This window comes from Streptomyces sp. NBC_00210, from assembly GCF_045160975.1.
Lineage (GTDB): Bacteria > Actinomycetota > Actinomycetes > Streptomycetales > Streptomycetaceae > Streptomyces.
On sequence record NZ_CP108120.1, the window covers coordinates 8545669 to 8561125 of the forward strand.

Here is a 15457-nt window from a genome sequence, read left to right on the forward strand (position 1 = left end):
TCCTCTGGTCTGCCGATGATCCAAACGAAACGGCGTGATCGGCCGGACAGGGCTTAGGTGTGCAGGCCTTCCAGTAGCGCGGTCAGATAACGGTGGGCGGCGTCGGTGCGGGCGGCGGGGACGCTGCTGTGGACGTTCGCGGCGTAGGCGATTCCGCACATCAGCGGGACCAGGTCGCCGGAGGTCAGGTCGGCGCGCACGACCCCGGCATCGCGGGCCCGCTCGAACAGCCTTCCGCCGACCGACCAGAGAGTCCGTTTCAGATCGGTGGTGCGCGGTAGCGCGTCCGTGGGCGCGGCGGTCACCGTGGACAGGGAAGCGTCAGTGACCTGCGCTTCGATGGTGCGAGCCAGGAAGCCGGAGAGTGCGCGCCAGGGATCGTCGTCAGCCAGTGCCTGCTCGCCGTGTGCGGTGAGGGTCTCCAGGCTGCGGGTGGCGAGGGTCTCCAGGAGCGCCTCGGTGGTGGGGAAGTGGCGGTAGACGGTGCCGACGCCCACTCCGGCGCGGTGGGCGACGTCGTTGAGCTGCAGCGGTGTGCCTTCCTCCACGAGATCGCGGGCCACGGCGACGATCCGTTCCCAGTTGCGGGCGGCGTCCTTGCGCAGGGGTGCGGTCGTCATGGGAGCAGTCTAACTGGATAGTTCATCCGGATTGCACTACGGTGCTAACCGGATGAGCTATCCGCTTCTTCTTTGGGAGGCATCCCCATGCCCAGTCTGCAAAGCCGCCTCATTGCCACGGCCGCGACCCTCGCCCGCGTGCGGGACCGCTGGTTCGATCCCGTCCGCTTCCGCAGTCCGCGTACCCCGGACCCCAAGCAATACGGGCCGCCGACGCGGATACGGCGCCGGGTCCGGGTCGATGAGCACAGGTTCGAGGGTTGGCCGGTCTACACGCTGACCCCGCCCGGGGGAGGCCACCGCGGTCACGTGCTCTACCTGCACGGCGGGGCACACGCGGTGGAGATCCAGTCGGCTCACTGGTCTTTCGTGTCCGCATTGGCCGCACGCACCGACCGGGTGGTCACGGTGCCGATCTACCCGCTCGTCCCCGCCGCGACCCACCGCGACGTGCAGCCCGTACTTCGCCGCCTGTTCGCCGATCTGCCGGCGAACGCGCGCACCGCGGTCATGGGGGACTCTGCCGGAGCCGGCCTTGCCCTGTCTCTGGTCGCCAACCTGCCCCCAGCAGTGTGCCGCCCTGACGACCTGGTGCTGCTCTCCCCGGCGCTCGATCTGACGTTCACTCACCCGCGCATCGCGGCCATCGCGCCGCGCGACCCGCTCCTGCGCGCCGACCACCTGCGGGCACTCGGCCGCCTGTACGCCGGCGCCGACGGTCCCGAGCACCCCGAGGTCAGCCCGCTCAACGGCCCGCTCGACCACCTCGGTGCCGTCACCGTCTTCACCAGTACGCGCGACCTGCTCAACCCCGATGCCCACCGCTTCCACGACCTGGCAGCGACGGCTCCGGACACCGAAGTCACCCTGCACGAGGCAGCCGGAATGATCCACGACTGGATGATCATGCCGATGCCGGAAGCCAAGACCGTCATGTCCCAGCTCGCCGCACTCCTGTCCTGAGGATCACCATGCCCTTCACCGTCTCCGACGTACCGCACCTGCCCGCCGGATTCACCGACACCTTCACCAGTCACACCGTCAAGGCAAACGGCCTTGCCCTGCACGCCGTCGTCGGCGGCGACGGCCCGCCGCTGCTGCTGCTCCCCGCCTGGCCCCAGTTCTGGTACGGCTGGCGACTCGTCATGCCGGCTCTGGCCGAACGCTTCACCGTCGTCGCCGCCGACATACGCGGTGTCGGCGCCAGCGACAAGCCCGCCACCGGCTACGACGCCGCCACCCTGGCCGACGACATGGCCGCGCTCATGACCGGCCTCGGACACGACCGCTTCGCCGTCGCCGGCTACGACCTCGGCATGATCGTCGGATACGCGCTCGCCGCCGGCCACCGCCACCGTGTCACCCGCCTCGCCGTGGCCGAGGCGATCCTGCCCGGCCTGTCGCCCTCGCCGCCGCTGTTCATGGATCCGGCCACCAACGAGTTCCTCTGGCACTTCGCCTTCAACCGCCTCCAGGAGATCAACGAACGCATGGTCGCCGACCGCGAAGAGGTCTATTTCGGCCACCAGTTCGCCTCCAAGGCTGCCGCGCCCGACGCCATCCCGCCGTACGCCGTCGACGTCTACGTCGACGCGCTGCGCGACCCGGCCGCGCTGCACGCCAGCTTCGAGTTCTACCGCGCGCAGCAATCCGCGGAACAGGTCCTGCACTGGCGCCAGGAAGGACCGCTGACAATCCCGGTGCTGGCCGTTGGCGGGGCGTTGAGCAGCGGTCCCGGCGTCGAAGACGTCATGCGGCAGGTCGCCGACGATGTCACCGGGCTCGTCATCCCCGGCGCCGGTCACTTCCTGCCGGAGGAAGCCCCGGAGGCCATGACGCGGGCGCTGCTCGACTTCCTCGGCTGAGCGCCATCGCAGGCCCGACCTCTCCCGCCCCGACCGGACGCAGCGGCCTGGCATTCCCGCGGTTGCCCGGAGCGACGTCCTTGTGTCGCCGCTGCGGGGGTGAGCCGAATCATGCAGGGTGGAGACCATGCACCTCTTGCTGACCTCGGACACGCACGTGCCCAAGCGCGCACGTGAGCTGCCGGCACCCCTGCTGGACGGGATCGAAGGCGCCGATGTGGTGTTCCATGCCGGCGACTGGGTCGACTTGCCGACGCTCGAGCTCCTGGAGGGCCGTGTGTCCAGGCTCGTCGCGGTGTATGGCAACAACGACGGACCCGAACTTCGTTCCCGGCTGCCCGAGGTGGCCCGGGTCGAACTGGAAGGCGTCCGTTTCGGAGTCGTCCATGAGACCGGCCCTGCCCAGGGCCGTGAGCGCAGGTGCGCCGAACGCTTCCCCGACCTGGATGTACTGGTGTTCGGGCACAGTCACATCCCGTGGGACACAACGGCTCCTGGTGGTCTGCGGCTGCTCAATCCCGGTTCCCCGACCGACCGTCGGCGGCAGCCCAACTGTACGTACATGACCGCAGAAGTGGTCGATGGGCGGCTGACTGAGGTCCACCTGCACTGCCTATGACTTCAGAAGCAAGATTGCCGTAAAGGAGCTGCGGACACCGCGATCGATCGATCGCCGATCCGACGGCCGACGTGTCCATGTCGCCATTCTGGCGGGAGTCACCGACGGCGTGTTGCCGGAACCTTGGTAAACGCGCACATATTTGCCCTGCTGGCGAGGCCAACTGGCCGTCCGCAGCTGCGACTTCGGTATCCTTAAGGACAGAGGCCAGCGAGAAGGCGGGCCCGATCCATGACCGCGGCTATGGCACCGGCCTCATGAGACATCACGTTTCGTAGGGCAGGAGCGGGCGGAGTGGAAGTCGCGGGCGGGTGTACAGCCGTGGCCAGGAGCCACGCTGTTCTTCTCCTCCCGTTCGATCAGGACCTGGAAGAGCAGTTCTGCGCCGCGGCGGTCGAGTTCCATGTAGCCCGTATCGTCGCTGGAGAGCCGCCGTACCGTCCGCCACGTCACATTGTGCGTGCGCTGCAACCCACGCTGCGAACTCCCGCTCCAGGTCCCACAACGTGAGCGCCCGACGAGTGACCGCTTCCTCCGACACGTCGGTCCACCGTCGCAACGCCGTCGCCAGGAGAGCCGCGTGGGTTCCTCGCGATACGCATCCCGCCAGCGCGGCCGGCCGGCGAACGCCCGGGGGAGCCTTGCCTCCGCCGGATCCGGTCAGCCTGAGCTCCTTTCGCCGGCATTCGCCTGCCACTCGCGTCCGATCGCTCGAAGCAGCGCCGGATACACCCCCACGTACCGGAAGGGCGAAATGGTCTCAACTGCCCGTTCAGAGCCTCTCAGGTGAGCGGCGTCCTGCTCTCCGACAACGACAGACCAAGGCAACCTTTGGGCTAGGCTTGGCGCACTGTTGCACGAGGGGAACAGGTCCATGACTGAGCCGTTCTTAACAGTGACTTACACAGGTGAACCCGACATTGTATTCGAGTTCGCCAAGGAGGGCGATTCCCGTTTGTTCGGCAGGGACGACATCTCGTGCGACATAGTGATCTGGTCAGCGCTCAACGGCCGCGAGCTCTCCCGGGTCGCCGGAAGAATCTGGCGGATGGAGGGCGAGTTGTGGTTGCGGAACCTGTCCACGACTCACGAGCTCCACCTGCGGATACCTCATATGCCGCCGGAACAGCCACTGCGACGCCGCCGTGACGAGCTGGCACGCGGAGACGCCCGCAGCATTCCCAGGCCCGTGTGCACCGTGCTGGGTCCGGACGGTTGCGAACTTCAGGTACGCCAGGTGAACCAGCCCGCACCCGAGATGTTCACCTACGGCCTGGACAACCCCACCCTCTCCAGGGTCCCCGAAGTCCCCGGCCATCTGCGGCACATAGCCGCAGCTCTGTGCGAGCCGCTCCTTGCCGGCGGGTATTTGCCGGCTTCGTACCGCGAAGTGATGTCACGCATCGGTGAACCGAGCCTCAAGAAGGTCCGCATGCTGGTCGGCGAGCTGTGCACGCACTACACCGATGCCTCTCCCGAGCTGAAGGACCGTTTGCTGGTGCGACTGGTCCGGGAGCAGGAACAACTCGGCATACCCTCGGATCCGCAGTTGCGCCGCGGGCTGTGGACGTTCGGACAGGCCCGGGCGGGAACCACCGAAGACCGGGGCGCGGAGGAGGGCAACCGGCGGCGGGCACTTGCTCTGCCTGACTACTACGAGGTCGCGCAGATACTCGTCTCGCACTTCCGGGTCACGGCCGCCGATGTGGAACGGCTCCCCGCGGAGGAGTTCAGGGATGACTGAGCGTGCCATACCAGGGCAGGATCGTCATGTGCCTCTGTGGCCCGCCAATTTCGTGAGTCTGGGCGTTTTGGGCAGGGGCTCTTCTTCGGTCGTCCACCGGGCAAAAAGCACAACATTCGACGATGTCGTCGCGCTTAAGGTCTGGCAGCGGTCGCTCACCGAGGACGAGCGCATCAGATTTCGGCAAGAATGCTCCCTGCACCATAGGCTGTCAGGCCATCCGAACATCGTTCGCCTTCTGTGGGCTGATGCACCGGCCGATGGTTCGGCGTGGATCGCAACAGAATTGTGCGACGAGTCGCTCGACGATCGACTGCACCGCAGCCCTCCCCTGTCGGGCGAGGACGCATTCGAACTCGCGGAGGACGTGCTGTCGGGCCTGGCCGAGATCCACCGGCAGGGTCACATTCACCGCGACATCAAGCCCGGCAACATTCTCCTGCGGCAAGGAAGGGCCGTCCTGTGCGACATGGGAATTGCCAAACCTGTCGACCGGCACACGCTCAACGCGCCGGCGGGGTCACCGGGCTACCTCGCCCCGGAATTGGGCCGGGGTCGGCAACCCGACCCCCGAAGTGACGTCTACTCGGCGGCGGTCACCCTCTACGGAATCTTCGGCGAGAACCCACCAGATGGCGTCGAACGTCTGCTGACGCGTGCCACCTCCAGCGAACCCGCGGACCGGCCCCCGGACGCCGGTGTCTTCCTGGATCGCCTCCAGGCGGCGCGCGCCAAGTACGCCGCCCCCGCCGCGGAGGACACCGCCCCTCGGCCCGGAGAGCACGGCGACCGCGGGGCGAAACCGACCGAGGTCGACACATCCGCCACCGAGCCACTCACCAGGCCGTGGGAGCACCGCTCAGGCGACAGCTCTCCCCTGCGTTCGGTCCGTCGCGCGCTCATGATGCTCGCGGTGATCGCGGCCGCGGCCGGATCCATGGCCTTTCTGGAATCCAGGCTGGACAACCAGAACGCCAGCACGGGAGTCGGCACGAAGTCCCCGACGATTCGGGCGAGTTCGCCCGCGAACTCCAGCTCCCCCGTTCCGTCGACGACACGAACGGCCACCACACCGGCTTCGTCCGCGACCGCCACGGTCACATCTCAACTACAAAGTCTCTATGCGAGCAAGTGCATGACCGTCCACGGTCCGTCGTTCGACAACGGGACGGGGGTCCAGCTGTGGGATTGCATCAACGTCCCCGAAGAACGATGGGTGTTGACCGGCGACGGGCACATCAAGGGATTAGCCGGCAAGTGTCTCGAGGTGCGACGCGGCCCGCGAACGGAAGCTGGTACCCCGGTGCAGCTCTGGTCCTGCGCGGACACTCCGGCCCAGCAATGGAGTCTCACGTCCGACAGCAGACTCGTCGGGTACGAGGGCATGTGCCTGGACGTGAGAGGTCCTGAGACCGCGAACGGAACACCGATCGAAATGCGGACGTGCAGCGGAGTTCCTCAGCAGGCATGGCGCTTCTTCTGATGCCGGGCCCGGCACAGGTGCCGCAGTTGCAGCCAGAGCACGAGGCGTTCGTCGGCGTCAGAGAGATTCACGCCGAACAGTTCGGTGATCCGGCGCAGCCGATACCGGAGGGTGTTCTGGTGCACATGGAGCCGGTCCGCGGCGACGGCGATGTCACCGAACGCCTCGAGGTACGTCAGCAGGGACTTGGCGTACTCTGCCTGCTTCTCCGTGTCGTGGCGCAGAATCGCGGCCACCGAGCCCAGCCGCAACCGCGGGTCGCGGACGGCGGTGTCGCCGAGCTCCAGCAGGATCGCCTGGCAGCGTACGTCCTCGATGGACGCGATCCGGCAGCCGTGATGCCCTGTTGCGAGCACGGACAGCACCCGGTCGGCATCCTGACGTGAGCGCGGTACCTCCGTGAGGTGGGCCACGGCCGAGCCGATGCCCGCGCGCAACCGGATGCGCAAGGACGCCTCTGCCCGGCCCAGGACGGTCCTGGCCAGCGCAACCGCCCCGTGCGCTTCGGGCAGCTCGTCCGGCAGCGGAAGCAGGGCGTAGACGACGTCGCCCTCCACCACACAGGAGGAGCGGGGTGCCATCGTCTCGGCACAGGCGGCAACCAGGTCGGCCGCCTGAAGGCCGACGACATCGGCTGGGGTCTCCGGCGAGGACGGCAGCCAGAAGGCGAGTACGGTCATGCGGCCGCGCTCGATGCCGAGCCTGGCCGGCGGGGAGGAGTCGAGCTCACCGGCCATCAGGGCGCGCAGCAGTTCACCGCGTGCCTGGCGTTCCCGGTGCGTGGCACGGCGGAGCCTGAGCAGTTGCAGTGCCGCACTCTGGGCGGCCCCGCACAGAACTCGCTCCGTCTCGGGACTGAACCGCGTACCCGGGGACTGGAGCGCCCAGATGGAACCGAGCAGATCCGTTCCCGCCCGCACGGCCACCGCGAGGCGGGGCAAAGGGGAGAGGCCGTCGATCCGGATCACGCCCTGGGTGACCTGGACTCGTCGCCACGCCTGCAGAAAGTCATCGGAAGCCTGCCGCCTGAGGATGGCTTCGCGGCGCAGGTCGTCGATCGGCTGGCCGGGGAGATTGGAGTAGGCGAGCACCCGCCTCTGCGGGTCCTCGATCGTGACGGCACCGCCCACCCTCGCCGCCACGGCATCGGCCAGCGCCGCGAGGTCACCGACCGCGTCAGCCGGGGAGGAGCTGGGTGTGCCATGCCGGACCTCGCCCATGGCGGCGCCCAGCAGCGCGTCGACATGCCGCCAGGGGATCTCCTTGGCGATGTCCACCACGGCGACTCCCGCCGCGGTGGCGGTCTCGACCAGCGGCTCGGCCCGTGAACCACGTGTTTTCAGCGCGATCGCCGCAACACCCGCGTCGGCGAGAGCGGGCAGTGTGTCGAGCAGTGCGGTGTCGGCGGGAGAGATTCCGACCGCGATCAGAAGAGCGCCCCGGTGCAGGGGCCCGGCTTGCTCCGTTAGATCCAGGACCGCGTGTGCGGTCACTTGGACGTCGGCCTGCGGCTCAGGGGTGAGGAGTCTGGCTTCGTAGGGTTCGAACAGAGCGAGAATGCCCTTCAGGGACAACTGACGTACTCCTCTGTCATCTGACCCCTCTTCTCTTCCGACGCACCGCAGGTGAGCGGAGTCCCGCCCCTGCCGGGATTCCGGATCGAAGAGGATTCGGCTGCGTCCGGCAGGGGCGGGAGTTCACATGTGGCAGGTGGCTGCCAGAATGATGAAGACGGCGGATCCGGCCGCAACCGTGAAGACGAACGCGCCCCAGGCTCAGGCGCCGAGAATGCGTCCCACCGCTGCACTGTCCCTTCAGCGGCCCAGGCACTGTGACCGCCGGCCTTCGGCGCTGTTCTCGTCCGGGGTTCCTCGAACGGGCTGTGCTGCTCCCAGGCGTATTTCGAATCGATCGTCATGGAAACCGTCCCAGGTCTGAAGGATTCCTTCGGTCGCCATCCCCTCAATCGCCATCATTGAGCGGTTTCCGTCATCGAGCCACGGCAGGGCTGTCCTGGCCGCCGCCGCGGACATTGTGAGTTGGGGGTGTGGTGGCTGGCGTTGGTGGGTTGTCGGCCTGGTACGACGCGGCTCCTACTGCTCCTGCTCCAACGGAGCTGCTGGGCCACCTGCGGCCCTCCGACTACGAGACCGCTCTCGCGACCTGACCACCACACCGATTGTCCGTCAAAGCGGAACAAGCTCAGAGAAGGCCTCGGTGGTTATGAGTTGCTCGTGTCCCGTGCCGGACCGGCTGTGCCTGCAGGGCATCTTGTACGTGCTCCGCAACGACATCGCCTGGCTGCTTCTGCCGCCGGATTTGGGGTTCGGCCCCGGGCAGACATGCTGGAGACGGATGGAGCGATGACAACAGGCCAGCGTCTTCGAGGAGTCGCACCGCATTCTGCTGGCTGAACGGGCCAGGTTGGGAAACCGTAGGATCAACGGTCATGGTTGATCTCTACCCTCCGACCGCCCCCTACGACTGCGGCCATCTCGACACTGGTGACGGTAACCGCATCTACTACGAGCAGCTCGGCAACCCTGTGGGCAAGCCCGCGCTCAACGTCCATGGTGGCCCAGGGTCGGGTGCACCGCAGCGGCCGACTCGAGCCTGGGATCCCGACCGCTACCGGGTGATCCGCTTCGACCAACGCAACTGCGGCCGCAGCACCCCGCATGCCAGCGACCCGGCGGCCGACATGCGCCTAAACACCACTCAGCATCTGATCGACGACATGGAACGGCTGCGTGAGCACCTCCGTGTCGAGAAGTGGTTGCTCAACGGCGGCTCCTGGGGCTCCACTCTTGTCCTGGCCTATGCGCAACAACACCCGCAGCGGGTCAGCGAGATGGTCATCCCGGCGGTGACGACGACCCGGCGCAGCGAGATCGACTGGCTCTACCGAGGCGCGGGACGGTTCTACCCCGAAGCCTGGGACCGGTTCCGCGACGGCGTGCCCGAACATGACCGGGACGGGGACCTGTTGTCGGCCTACGCCCGGCTCATGGAGAACCCCGACCGGGCGGTCCGGCAGAAAACCGCTGCCAACTGGCTCACCTGGGAGGATGCCGTCATCTCAGGCGAGCCCAATGGCATTCCCGGCATGTACAGCGACCGCGACACCGATGCGCAGATCGCCTTCGTACGTATCTGCGCCCACTTCTTCAGCAATGGCGCCTGGCTGGAGCAGGATCAGCTCCTGAATCAGGCGCACAAGCTGGCCGGAATCCCGGCTGTACTGGTGCACGGCCGCCACGACATGGGCAGCCCGGTACAGACCGCGTGGGAGCTGGCGAAGGCGTGGCCCGGCGCTCGCCTTCACATCATCGAGGACTCCGGGCATGCCGGAAGTGACTCAATGCACCAGGTGACCCGGGCAGCTATCGAAGAGTTCAAGAACCAGTGACGCTCACGAGCTTACGAATGGGCTTTCTTGAGTCGTCGCCAGCAGATCAGGCTGCAGGCCAACGAGACGAAGGCGTCGTGGAGTTCGGGCGCCGTTCCCAGCGCACGGCCAGGCGCTTGAACTGGTGGAGCAGGGCGAAGGTCTGCTTCACGGCGTAGCGGAGCTTGCACAGGCCCTTGATATTCCGGGCGCCCTTTCGAGAGATCACCGGCAGGATCCTGCGGCGCTGCAGCTCCTGACGCACGGCTTTCGCGTCGTACGCCTTGTCGCCCAGCAGACAGTCGGGGCGGCGGCGCGGATGCCCCACCCGTCCGGCGAACGGCGGGACACCGTCGACCAGGGCGAGGGTCTGGGTGACGTCGTTGACGTTCGCCGCGGTGGTGATGACATGCAGCGGGGTGCCGCGGCCATCGCAGATCAGGTGGTGCTTGCTGCCCGTCTTCAGCCGGTCGACCGGCGACGGACCGGTCGCGGCTCCCCCTTTTTCGCGCGGACATACGAGCCGTCCACACACGCACGCGACCAATCGAGCTCGCCGGCCGCGTTCAATTCGGCGAGCAGTAGACGGTGCAGCCGGTCGAAGACGTCGGCCTGCTGCCACCGCTCCAGCCGTCGCCAGCAAGTCTGCCCGGAGCCGAACCCCATCTCCAGCGGCAGGTGTTGCCAGGCGATGTCCTGGTGCAGGACGTACAGGATGCCTTGCAGGCACCGCCGGTCGTCCACCGGCTTCGGTCCCGGAGATCGTTCCGGCCAGGGTGGCAGCAGCGGCTCGATCAGCGCCCACTAGTTGTCATCCAACGATCCACGGCCGAGACGTCACGCACCACGAACGGCCCGATCGTCACACAAGTCACGCCCCACCAGGACCGTTAGCAAGATCCTGTTACGAGCTCTTAGGGATCGGCGACGAATCTGGCGCGGTCATCTGATGGCGGACGACAAAGACCGGAGCCCCCTGATCGTTGCAGGCTTCTCCCGGTCGCTCACCACCGCGGTGGGCTGCTCAGGAAGCGCTTGATGCAACAGCAAGCGCACCCCCCACAGAGGAGAGTCTGCTCATGATCAGAAAACTCCCGCGGCGTGCCCTGGCCGCCACGGCAGCCGCGGCCGCATTGCTGGGCTGCCTAGCCGCCGCGCCGCCCGCCCCGGCGGATCAACCAGCCCTCGATCACTGCGTACTGGACCTCGATACGGGCCGCCAGACCTGCTACGACGGGTTCACGGCCGCGTTCTCCGCGGCATCGGGCGGCCGGATCACCGACGCGCCGGACAACCTGGAGGGAGCCTCCGGAGGCTCGCTGCAGGAGCTCCGTGCGGAGACCTCACGGCTCATGGAAGACGCCGCCGCCGGCGGCGCGAACGGCAACGTCATCATAGGCACGTTCTTCGAGCACAAGGACTACGGCGGCGCCACCCTGACCATCGAAGCCGACAGGCCGTGCAGGAACAACAATGCCCAGGATCACTGGACGCCCACCATGCCGCCGGGCTGGAACGACATCATCACTTCGCTGCAGCCATGGGCGAACTGCTGGATCGAGCTCTACTCCGACGACAACTTCGGCGGTGACCGCGATGGCGCGTTCAGGACCAATACGCCCGACATCGGCGCGTACATGAACGACCGCACCAGCTCCATCGCCTACCGGTGATCCGGTCCGCATCACACCTCAGCGCCCGGATCGGACCTGATCGACCCAAGAGGAGAACAGGCTTCATGCGTACATCAATCCGCACCGCGATCCTCGCGGCGGCTCTCGTCCCCGTGTGCGGGATCCTGCTCGTGCCCTCCGCACAGGCAGAAGACGTCCCGTCCCCGCGTGAGCTGCTGGAGGAGTGCGACAACGGCACCGACTACTGCGGCTTCCACCCCGACGGCCCGCCGAAGGAAGTCAAGGGCGAGAGTCACCAGGTCGGAACGAGTGTCTTCAACTGCACGGACATTCCGCAGACGATGAACGTCAGCTGGTCGGACACCGACACCGAGACCAACACGGTCGGTGTCTCCATGAGCGTCGAAGGCGGCTTCGCCGACGTCTTCAAGGTTTCTCTCCAGACATCGTTCTCGCACAGCTGGGCAAAGGCACACACGGAGTCGCAGACCACCGCCATCAACGTGCCTGCGGGCAGGGTCGGCTGGATCAACCGCGAGCCGACCCTGCTGGAGGTCTCGGGCCGGTACGAACTCCATTTCGGGAAGCGGTACTACGACCACTACTACTGGTACCTGCCCTTCACGACAACCTCGCCCAAGGGGGACGCCGGCAGTGTGACCCAGCGCACCCGGTCGATGACCCCTGACGAGGCCAAAGCCCACTGCGAAGGCACGCTGTCCACCGCGCCTCCGACGACTCCGCCTCCGACGTCCCCGCCGGCCGGAGGGGACGATGCGCGGCCGGCCTGAGGGGACGATGCGCGCGATCTCGCCTTGGCCGGGCGTTGGAGGACGTGCGCGAGGCTGGCGTGCAGGCGCTCGTCAGGGTCGGTGCTGCTCCGACGACTCCGCCTCCGACGACCCCGCCGGCCTAGCTCGGCCGCCGCGTGGGACCGGGCCGCCACGTACACCGCCGACAAGCAGGTCTCCCACAACGGCCACACCTGGATGGCCAAGTGGTGGACCAAGGGCGAGAAGCCCGGCACCACCGGCGAATGGGGCGTCTGGCAGGACCTCGGCGCCTGCTAGAGCCTGGCCCCACCCTTGAGCACTGTCCCCGTCCGGGACGTCACGGCCCGGCCGGGGACAGTCCCATGTCCGTGGGTGAACCGGAGCGGCTGACGGTCGGCGTCACACCGCCAGCGGGCTGATGCCGATCATTCCGTCGATCCCTTCCGGCGTCACCGCCCGTGAGTACAGCCAGCCCTGGCCCGTGTCGCAGCCGATGCGGCGCAGACGTTCCGCCTGGCCCGCCGTCTCGACGCACTCCGCGGTGACCGCCGCGAACAACGAACAGCGCTGGCACACGGAAAAGTTCAAACAGACGCGCCCTGCGTGACGGATGCGCCTGACGCGAGACTGTGAGCGGTGGACGCACGTGCTGAAGATGCTCGGGGGCTGCCACCGGAGCCTGAACCAGCCAGGAGCCCCGCGACATCAACACTGGCGCCAACCCACCCCCGCAACGCACCCCGACATCAACCGCCCGAAAGAGGCCCAGGAGAGATACTGTCCGTGTTCCCGGACTGAGAGTGCTGGTCGTTGCGGTCCCCTCGTGGGGATGGCTTCGTCCGGGCCCCCGCCCTCGGCAAGCCGGTTCATTGGCTCCCTCTCCGAACATCGCGGCCTTCGTGCGTACTTGGACAAGGAGTATCGTGATCCTGACCCCTGCCGACGACGACCCCCTGGTCCTGAGTGCCTTCCGTACATTGTCCCCGGCATCGCAACAGGCCCTGTGCCCCGAACTGGCCGAAGTCTACGGGCCATCCGGGCCCCTCCACGCGGAGCAACCTGGCCGGGACGCCGCCTTCGTCCCGTCGGCCCGAACCCAGCTGTGCGAGGCCTACCTGCGTGCCTATACCGCACAGGCTCCGAGCCGGACCTGCCGGCATCTGACGGCCGTCATGGATGACACGGTCCAGGGCAGTGTCTCCGACCAGTCGAGCGTCCTCGACCGCCACACCGCAGCCTGCCGGAGCTGCTCAGGCATCCGGGCTGACCTCGCCATCCTTCGCAGCGGAAGCCACGCAGCCCTCACCGGCCTTCTCCTGGACGCGGGAGAGAACCAAGTCACTCCCCGTACCGGCACCGCCGACGCCGGCCCGGAGGGACCGAGGCCGGCGGCGCCCGATATGGCCGCCGCTGCCGGCCCAGGCTCCCCATCTCCTGGGCTGCACCCCCGCAGCCGGGGCGTGAGGGTCCTGCAGTCCCGTGCCGCGGTCGTCGTCGCGGCGTCCGTCATCGTGCTGGCGGCCGTCGTCGCCGCCAGCACAGTGACGGACGGCCCGTCCAGCACCACCCGTCCGCCCCAGGACCGCGTCACCCTCACGCCCCCCATATCCGCACCCGCTGGCACCACGGAGCCCCCTGCTCCCGTTGTCATAACCTCCGCCCCGGCGAAACGTTCCCCGGCCTCGTCACGCTCACCGGACGACCCTCCCGTCGGCGCCCAACTCGTCAACAGAAGGACCGGACTGTGCGTCGGCGCGCAGAGCCGCGCCGCAGGGGCCTGGCTGCGCCTCGAGGAGTGCCGGACAACGGAGCTGCAGCGTTGGGAGACGGTCAAGGACGCATCCGGCGCGTACCAGCTCCGCAACTCGGGCAGCAGCAAGTGCCTCGACGGTACGGACGGCGGCGGCAACGTTGTGCGGGCCGTCCTGAGCGATTGCGGTGATCACTCTTCACCCCACTACACCGTACAGCTGTGGACGATCAGCCCCGTGGCAGACTCAGGCGCGTTCCGCCTGCAGTTCGTACCTCCCGTGGCATCGAGTGACTACTCCTTGCACCTGCTGGGCCCGGAGGACTGGCCGAACGAGAGTCCGCCCCGCAAAGGCTCTTACCTCGCGCACCTGCCCGATTACTACAACTCGGAAAGCTTCGTCTTCACCATGAACCATGATGACTGACACCTTGGCTGAAACGGTGTGAGGCGGCCTCACTCGATGCGCCGCACGGCCGCCCTCGCGGTGCTGTCCGGCCGGGCCACCGCCACCCCAGGACCAGCGTCGGACGACGGGGCTGCTCATGCGTGTGCAATAGGCAGTCCCCTCGTCCGTCGGTGAGGTCGGCGAGCTCTATGAGCTCATGGTCCGGGTCGGTCCGACACTGACGCAGGCCGGTTGGCGTTCCCAACGCCCGGTGTCGGGGTTGAGCCTGTCCGGAGTGACACCGCGTTCGGTGATCGTGCTGAACCGGCCAGTAGGGCAGTGGCGGTCCAACCTCCGCCGCCACGGAGGCTGCCGATTGGCCGGACGCGCCGGCGTTCCCCTTCTCCGCCACCGAGTATTCCGCCGGGTGAGACGCGCTGGTGAACCGCTTCCAGTTCGTCGCTGGCCACCAGCGCCGCTTCGGCGTCAAGCGGTTGTGCCAGGTCCTGGGCATCGCCTGCTCCACCTTTTGCTACTGGGGCAAGACCGCTCCGGCCCGGGCGACCCGGCAGGCCGCCGACGCCAAGCTCACCGCGAAGATACGCAAGGTGCACCAGGAATCCGACAGGACGTCCGGAGTCCCCGGGGCCACGGCCGAGCTCCGCGAGGACGGCGAACGCGTGAACCACAAGCGTGTCGCCCGCCTCATGCGCTCCATCGGGCTCGCCGGCCTGCGGCTGCGGACAAGGCACCGCCACCACTATCCCGGGAGAAATGTTGATGAGAACTGGCAGCACCCAGAGGGCTGGTTGGTCCGGTATGTCGGAGCCGGTGGACATAGTGCGGGCTGTGGACCTGAGACCGGAGCTGCTGCCCCCGCCCGTGAGCAGGCAACGGCTGGATGAGTTGAGTTGCGAGATCGATCGGATCGTTGCCCTGGTGGCCGACCGTTCTGAGGACGCCGACGACGCGATCCGGGCGTTCAATGCTATGACCGGCCACGATTACGAAGCCTTCGACTTCATCGAGTACTACGGAAGCAGCAACGTTGGGGAGTTTGCCAGGGAGGCGGCCCGGCCGGCTTGCCTCCCGGTTGCAGGCATCACGCGGGACGAACTCGTCGAGGTTGTCCGCAGAGTCCTCGTTGCCTCCCCGGAGAGCGACTACTACCTGCGGCTCCTCGAAGCGAACGT

General features: G+C 67.5%; 14 protein-coding genes and 3 pseudogenes. 12 read left to right on the forward strand and 5 right to left on the reverse strand.

Annotated features, from left to right (window positions below; translation table 11 throughout):
* Positions 1 to 53 precede the first annotated feature (53 nt).
* Positions 54 to 620 (reverse strand): TetR/AcrR family transcriptional regulator, encoded by a 567-nt coding sequence (locus OG729_RS38310; protein WP_405810727.1) that lies wholly within the window; start codon positions 618 to 620, stop codon positions 54 to 56.
* 87 nt (positions 621 to 707) lie between these two features.
* On the opposite strand from OG729_RS38310, the gene OG729_RS38315 reads away from it, so the two are divergent.
* The 3 genes from OG729_RS38315 to OG729_RS38325 all read left to right on the forward strand — a co-directional run bounded on the left by OG729_RS38315 (position 708) and on the right by OG729_RS38325 (position 3104).
* Complete coding sequence (locus tag OG729_RS38315; protein WP_360875016.1) at positions 708 to 1583, forward strand: alpha/beta hydrolase; 876 nt, start codon at positions 708 to 710, stop codon at positions 1581 to 1583.
* Between the two features lie 8 nt (positions 1584 to 1591).
* Complete coding sequence (locus OG729_RS38320; protein ID WP_405810729.1) at positions 1592 to 2485, forward strand: alpha/beta fold hydrolase; 894 nt, start codon at positions 1592 to 1594, stop codon at positions 2483 to 2485.
* A 127-nt stretch (positions 2486 to 2612) separates the two neighbouring features.
* Positions 2613 to 3104 (forward strand): metallophosphoesterase family protein, encoded by a 492-nt coding sequence (locus OG729_RS38325; protein WP_405810731.1) that lies wholly within the window; start codon positions 2613 to 2615, stop codon positions 3102 to 3104.
* 330 nt (positions 3105 to 3434) lie between these two features.
* On the opposite strand, the pseudogene OG729_RS38330 reads toward OG729_RS38325, so the two are convergent.
* Positions 3435 to 3533: pseudogene (locus OG729_RS38330) on the reverse strand (AAA family ATPase); the annotation flags it as partial.
* A 445-nt stretch (positions 3534 to 3978) separates the two neighbouring features.
* On the opposite strand from OG729_RS38330, the gene OG729_RS38335 reads away from it, so the two are divergent.
* Positions 3979 to 4848, forward strand: coding sequence for an FHA domain-containing protein (locus OG729_RS38335; RefSeq protein WP_405810732.1), 870 nt, complete (start codon positions 3979 to 3981; stop codon positions 4846 to 4848).
* Positions 4841 to 6331, forward strand: a complete 1491-nt coding sequence (locus OG729_RS38340; protein WP_405810733.1) for a serine/threonine protein kinase — start codon at positions 4841 to 4843, stop codon at positions 6329 to 6331. Before OG729_RS38335 ends, OG729_RS38340 begins: the two co-directional genes overlap by 8 nt.
* On the opposite strand, the gene OG729_RS38345 is transcribed toward OG729_RS38340, so the two are convergent.
* Positions 6307 to 7905: a helix-turn-helix domain-containing protein gene (locus tag OG729_RS38345; protein WP_405810735.1), complete on the reverse strand. Its 1599-nt coding sequence runs from the start codon at positions 7903 to 7905 to the stop codon at positions 6307 to 6309. The genes OG729_RS38340 and OG729_RS38345 overlap by 25 nt on opposite strands.
* Before the next feature lie 649 nt (positions 7906 to 8554).
* Between OG729_RS38345 and OG729_RS38350 the strand changes: the two genes are divergently transcribed.
* Positions 8555 to 8698 (forward strand): transposase, encoded by a 144-nt coding sequence (locus tag OG729_RS38350; RefSeq protein WP_360874998.1) that lies wholly within the window; start codon positions 8555 to 8557, stop codon positions 8696 to 8698.
* 82 nt (positions 8699 to 8780) lie between these two features.
* Positions 8781 to 9740, forward strand: coding sequence for a prolyl aminopeptidase (pip, locus tag OG729_RS38355; protein WP_405810737.1), 960 nt, complete (start codon positions 8781 to 8783; stop codon positions 9738 to 9740).
* A gap of 11 nt (positions 9741 to 9751) precedes the next feature.
* On the opposite strand, the pseudogene OG729_RS38360 reads toward pip, so the two are convergent.
* Positions 9752 to 10517 (reverse strand): annotated as a pseudogene (locus OG729_RS38360) (IS5 family transposase).
* A 281-nt stretch (positions 10518 to 10798) separates the two neighbouring features.
* Here OG729_RS38360 and OG729_RS38365 point away from each other — a divergent pair.
* From OG729_RS38365 to OG729_RS38375, 3 genes and pseudogenes are all read left to right on the forward strand, one after another.
* Complete coding sequence (locus tag OG729_RS38365) at positions 10799 to 11392, forward strand: hypothetical protein (RefSeq protein WP_405810739.1); 594 nt, start codon at positions 10799 to 10801, stop codon at positions 11390 to 11392.
* A 65-nt stretch (positions 11393 to 11457) separates the two neighbouring features.
* On the forward strand, positions 11458 to 12144 hold the full coding sequence (locus tag OG729_RS38370) for a hypothetical protein (RefSeq protein ID WP_405810741.1): 687 nt from the start codon (positions 11458 to 11460) through the stop codon (positions 12142 to 12144).
* A 147-nt stretch (positions 12145 to 12291) separates the two neighbouring features.
* Positions 12292 to 12423 (forward strand): annotated as a pseudogene (locus tag OG729_RS38375) (carbohydrate-binding protein); the annotation flags it as partial.
* A gap of 102 nt (positions 12424 to 12525) precedes the next feature.
* On the opposite strand, the gene OG729_RS38380 reads toward OG729_RS38375, so the two are convergent.
* Positions 12526 to 12714 carry a hypothetical protein gene (locus OG729_RS38380; protein ID WP_405811474.1) on the reverse strand — a complete coding sequence of 63 codons (189 nt, stop codon included), beginning with the start codon at positions 12712 to 12714 and terminating at the stop codon, positions 12526 to 12528.
* Between the two features lie 335 nt (positions 12715 to 13049).
* On the opposite strand from OG729_RS38380, the gene OG729_RS38385 reads away from it, so the two are divergent.
* Both OG729_RS38385 and OG729_RS38390 read left to right on the forward strand, forming a co-directional pair.
* Entirely contained in the window at positions 13050 to 14303 is a 1254-nt protein-coding gene (locus OG729_RS38385; RefSeq protein ID WP_405810743.1) for an RICIN domain-containing protein, read from the forward strand.
* 401 nt (positions 14304 to 14704) lie between these two features.
* Complete coding sequence (locus OG729_RS38390; RefSeq protein ID WP_405810744.1) at positions 14705 to 15169, forward strand: IS3 family transposase; 465 nt, start codon at positions 14705 to 14707, stop codon at positions 15167 to 15169.
* Positions 15170 to 15457 lie beyond the last annotated feature (288 nt).

Coding starts and splice junctions, on each gene's coding strand:
- OG729_RS38310 (WP_405810727.1), bottom strand. CDS start 620: ATGACGACCGCACCCCTGCGCAAGGACGCCGCCCGCAACTGGGAACGG.
- OG729_RS38315 (WP_360875016.1), top strand. CDS start 708: ATGCCCAGTCTGCAAAGCCGCCTCATTGCCACGGCCGCGACCCTCGCC.
- OG729_RS38320 (WP_405810729.1), top strand. CDS start 1,592: ATGCCCTTCACCGTCTCCGACGTACCGCACCTGCCCGCCGGATTCACC.
- OG729_RS38325 (WP_405810731.1), top strand. CDS start 2,613: ATGCACCTCTTGCTGACCTCGGACACGCACGTGCCCAAGCGCGCACGT.
- OG729_RS38335 (WP_405810732.1), top strand. CDS start 3,979: ATGACTGAGCCGTTCTTAACAGTGACTTACACAGGTGAACCCGACATT.
- OG729_RS38340 (WP_405810733.1), top strand. CDS start 4,841: ATGACTGAGCGTGCCATACCAGGGCAGGATCGTCATGTGCCTCTGTGG.
- OG729_RS38350 (WP_360874998.1), top strand. CDS start 8,555: ATGAGTTGCTCGTGTCCCGTGCCGGACCGGCTGTGCCTGCAGGGCATC.
- pip (WP_405810737.1), top strand. CDS start 8,781: ATGGTTGATCTCTACCCTCCGACCGCCCCCTACGACTGCGGCCATCTC.
- OG729_RS38365 (WP_405810739.1), top strand. CDS start 10,799: ATGATCAGAAAACTCCCGCGGCGTGCCCTGGCCGCCACGGCAGCCGCG.
- OG729_RS38370 (WP_405810741.1), top strand. CDS start 11,458: ATGCGTACATCAATCCGCACCGCGATCCTCGCGGCGGCTCTCGTCCCC.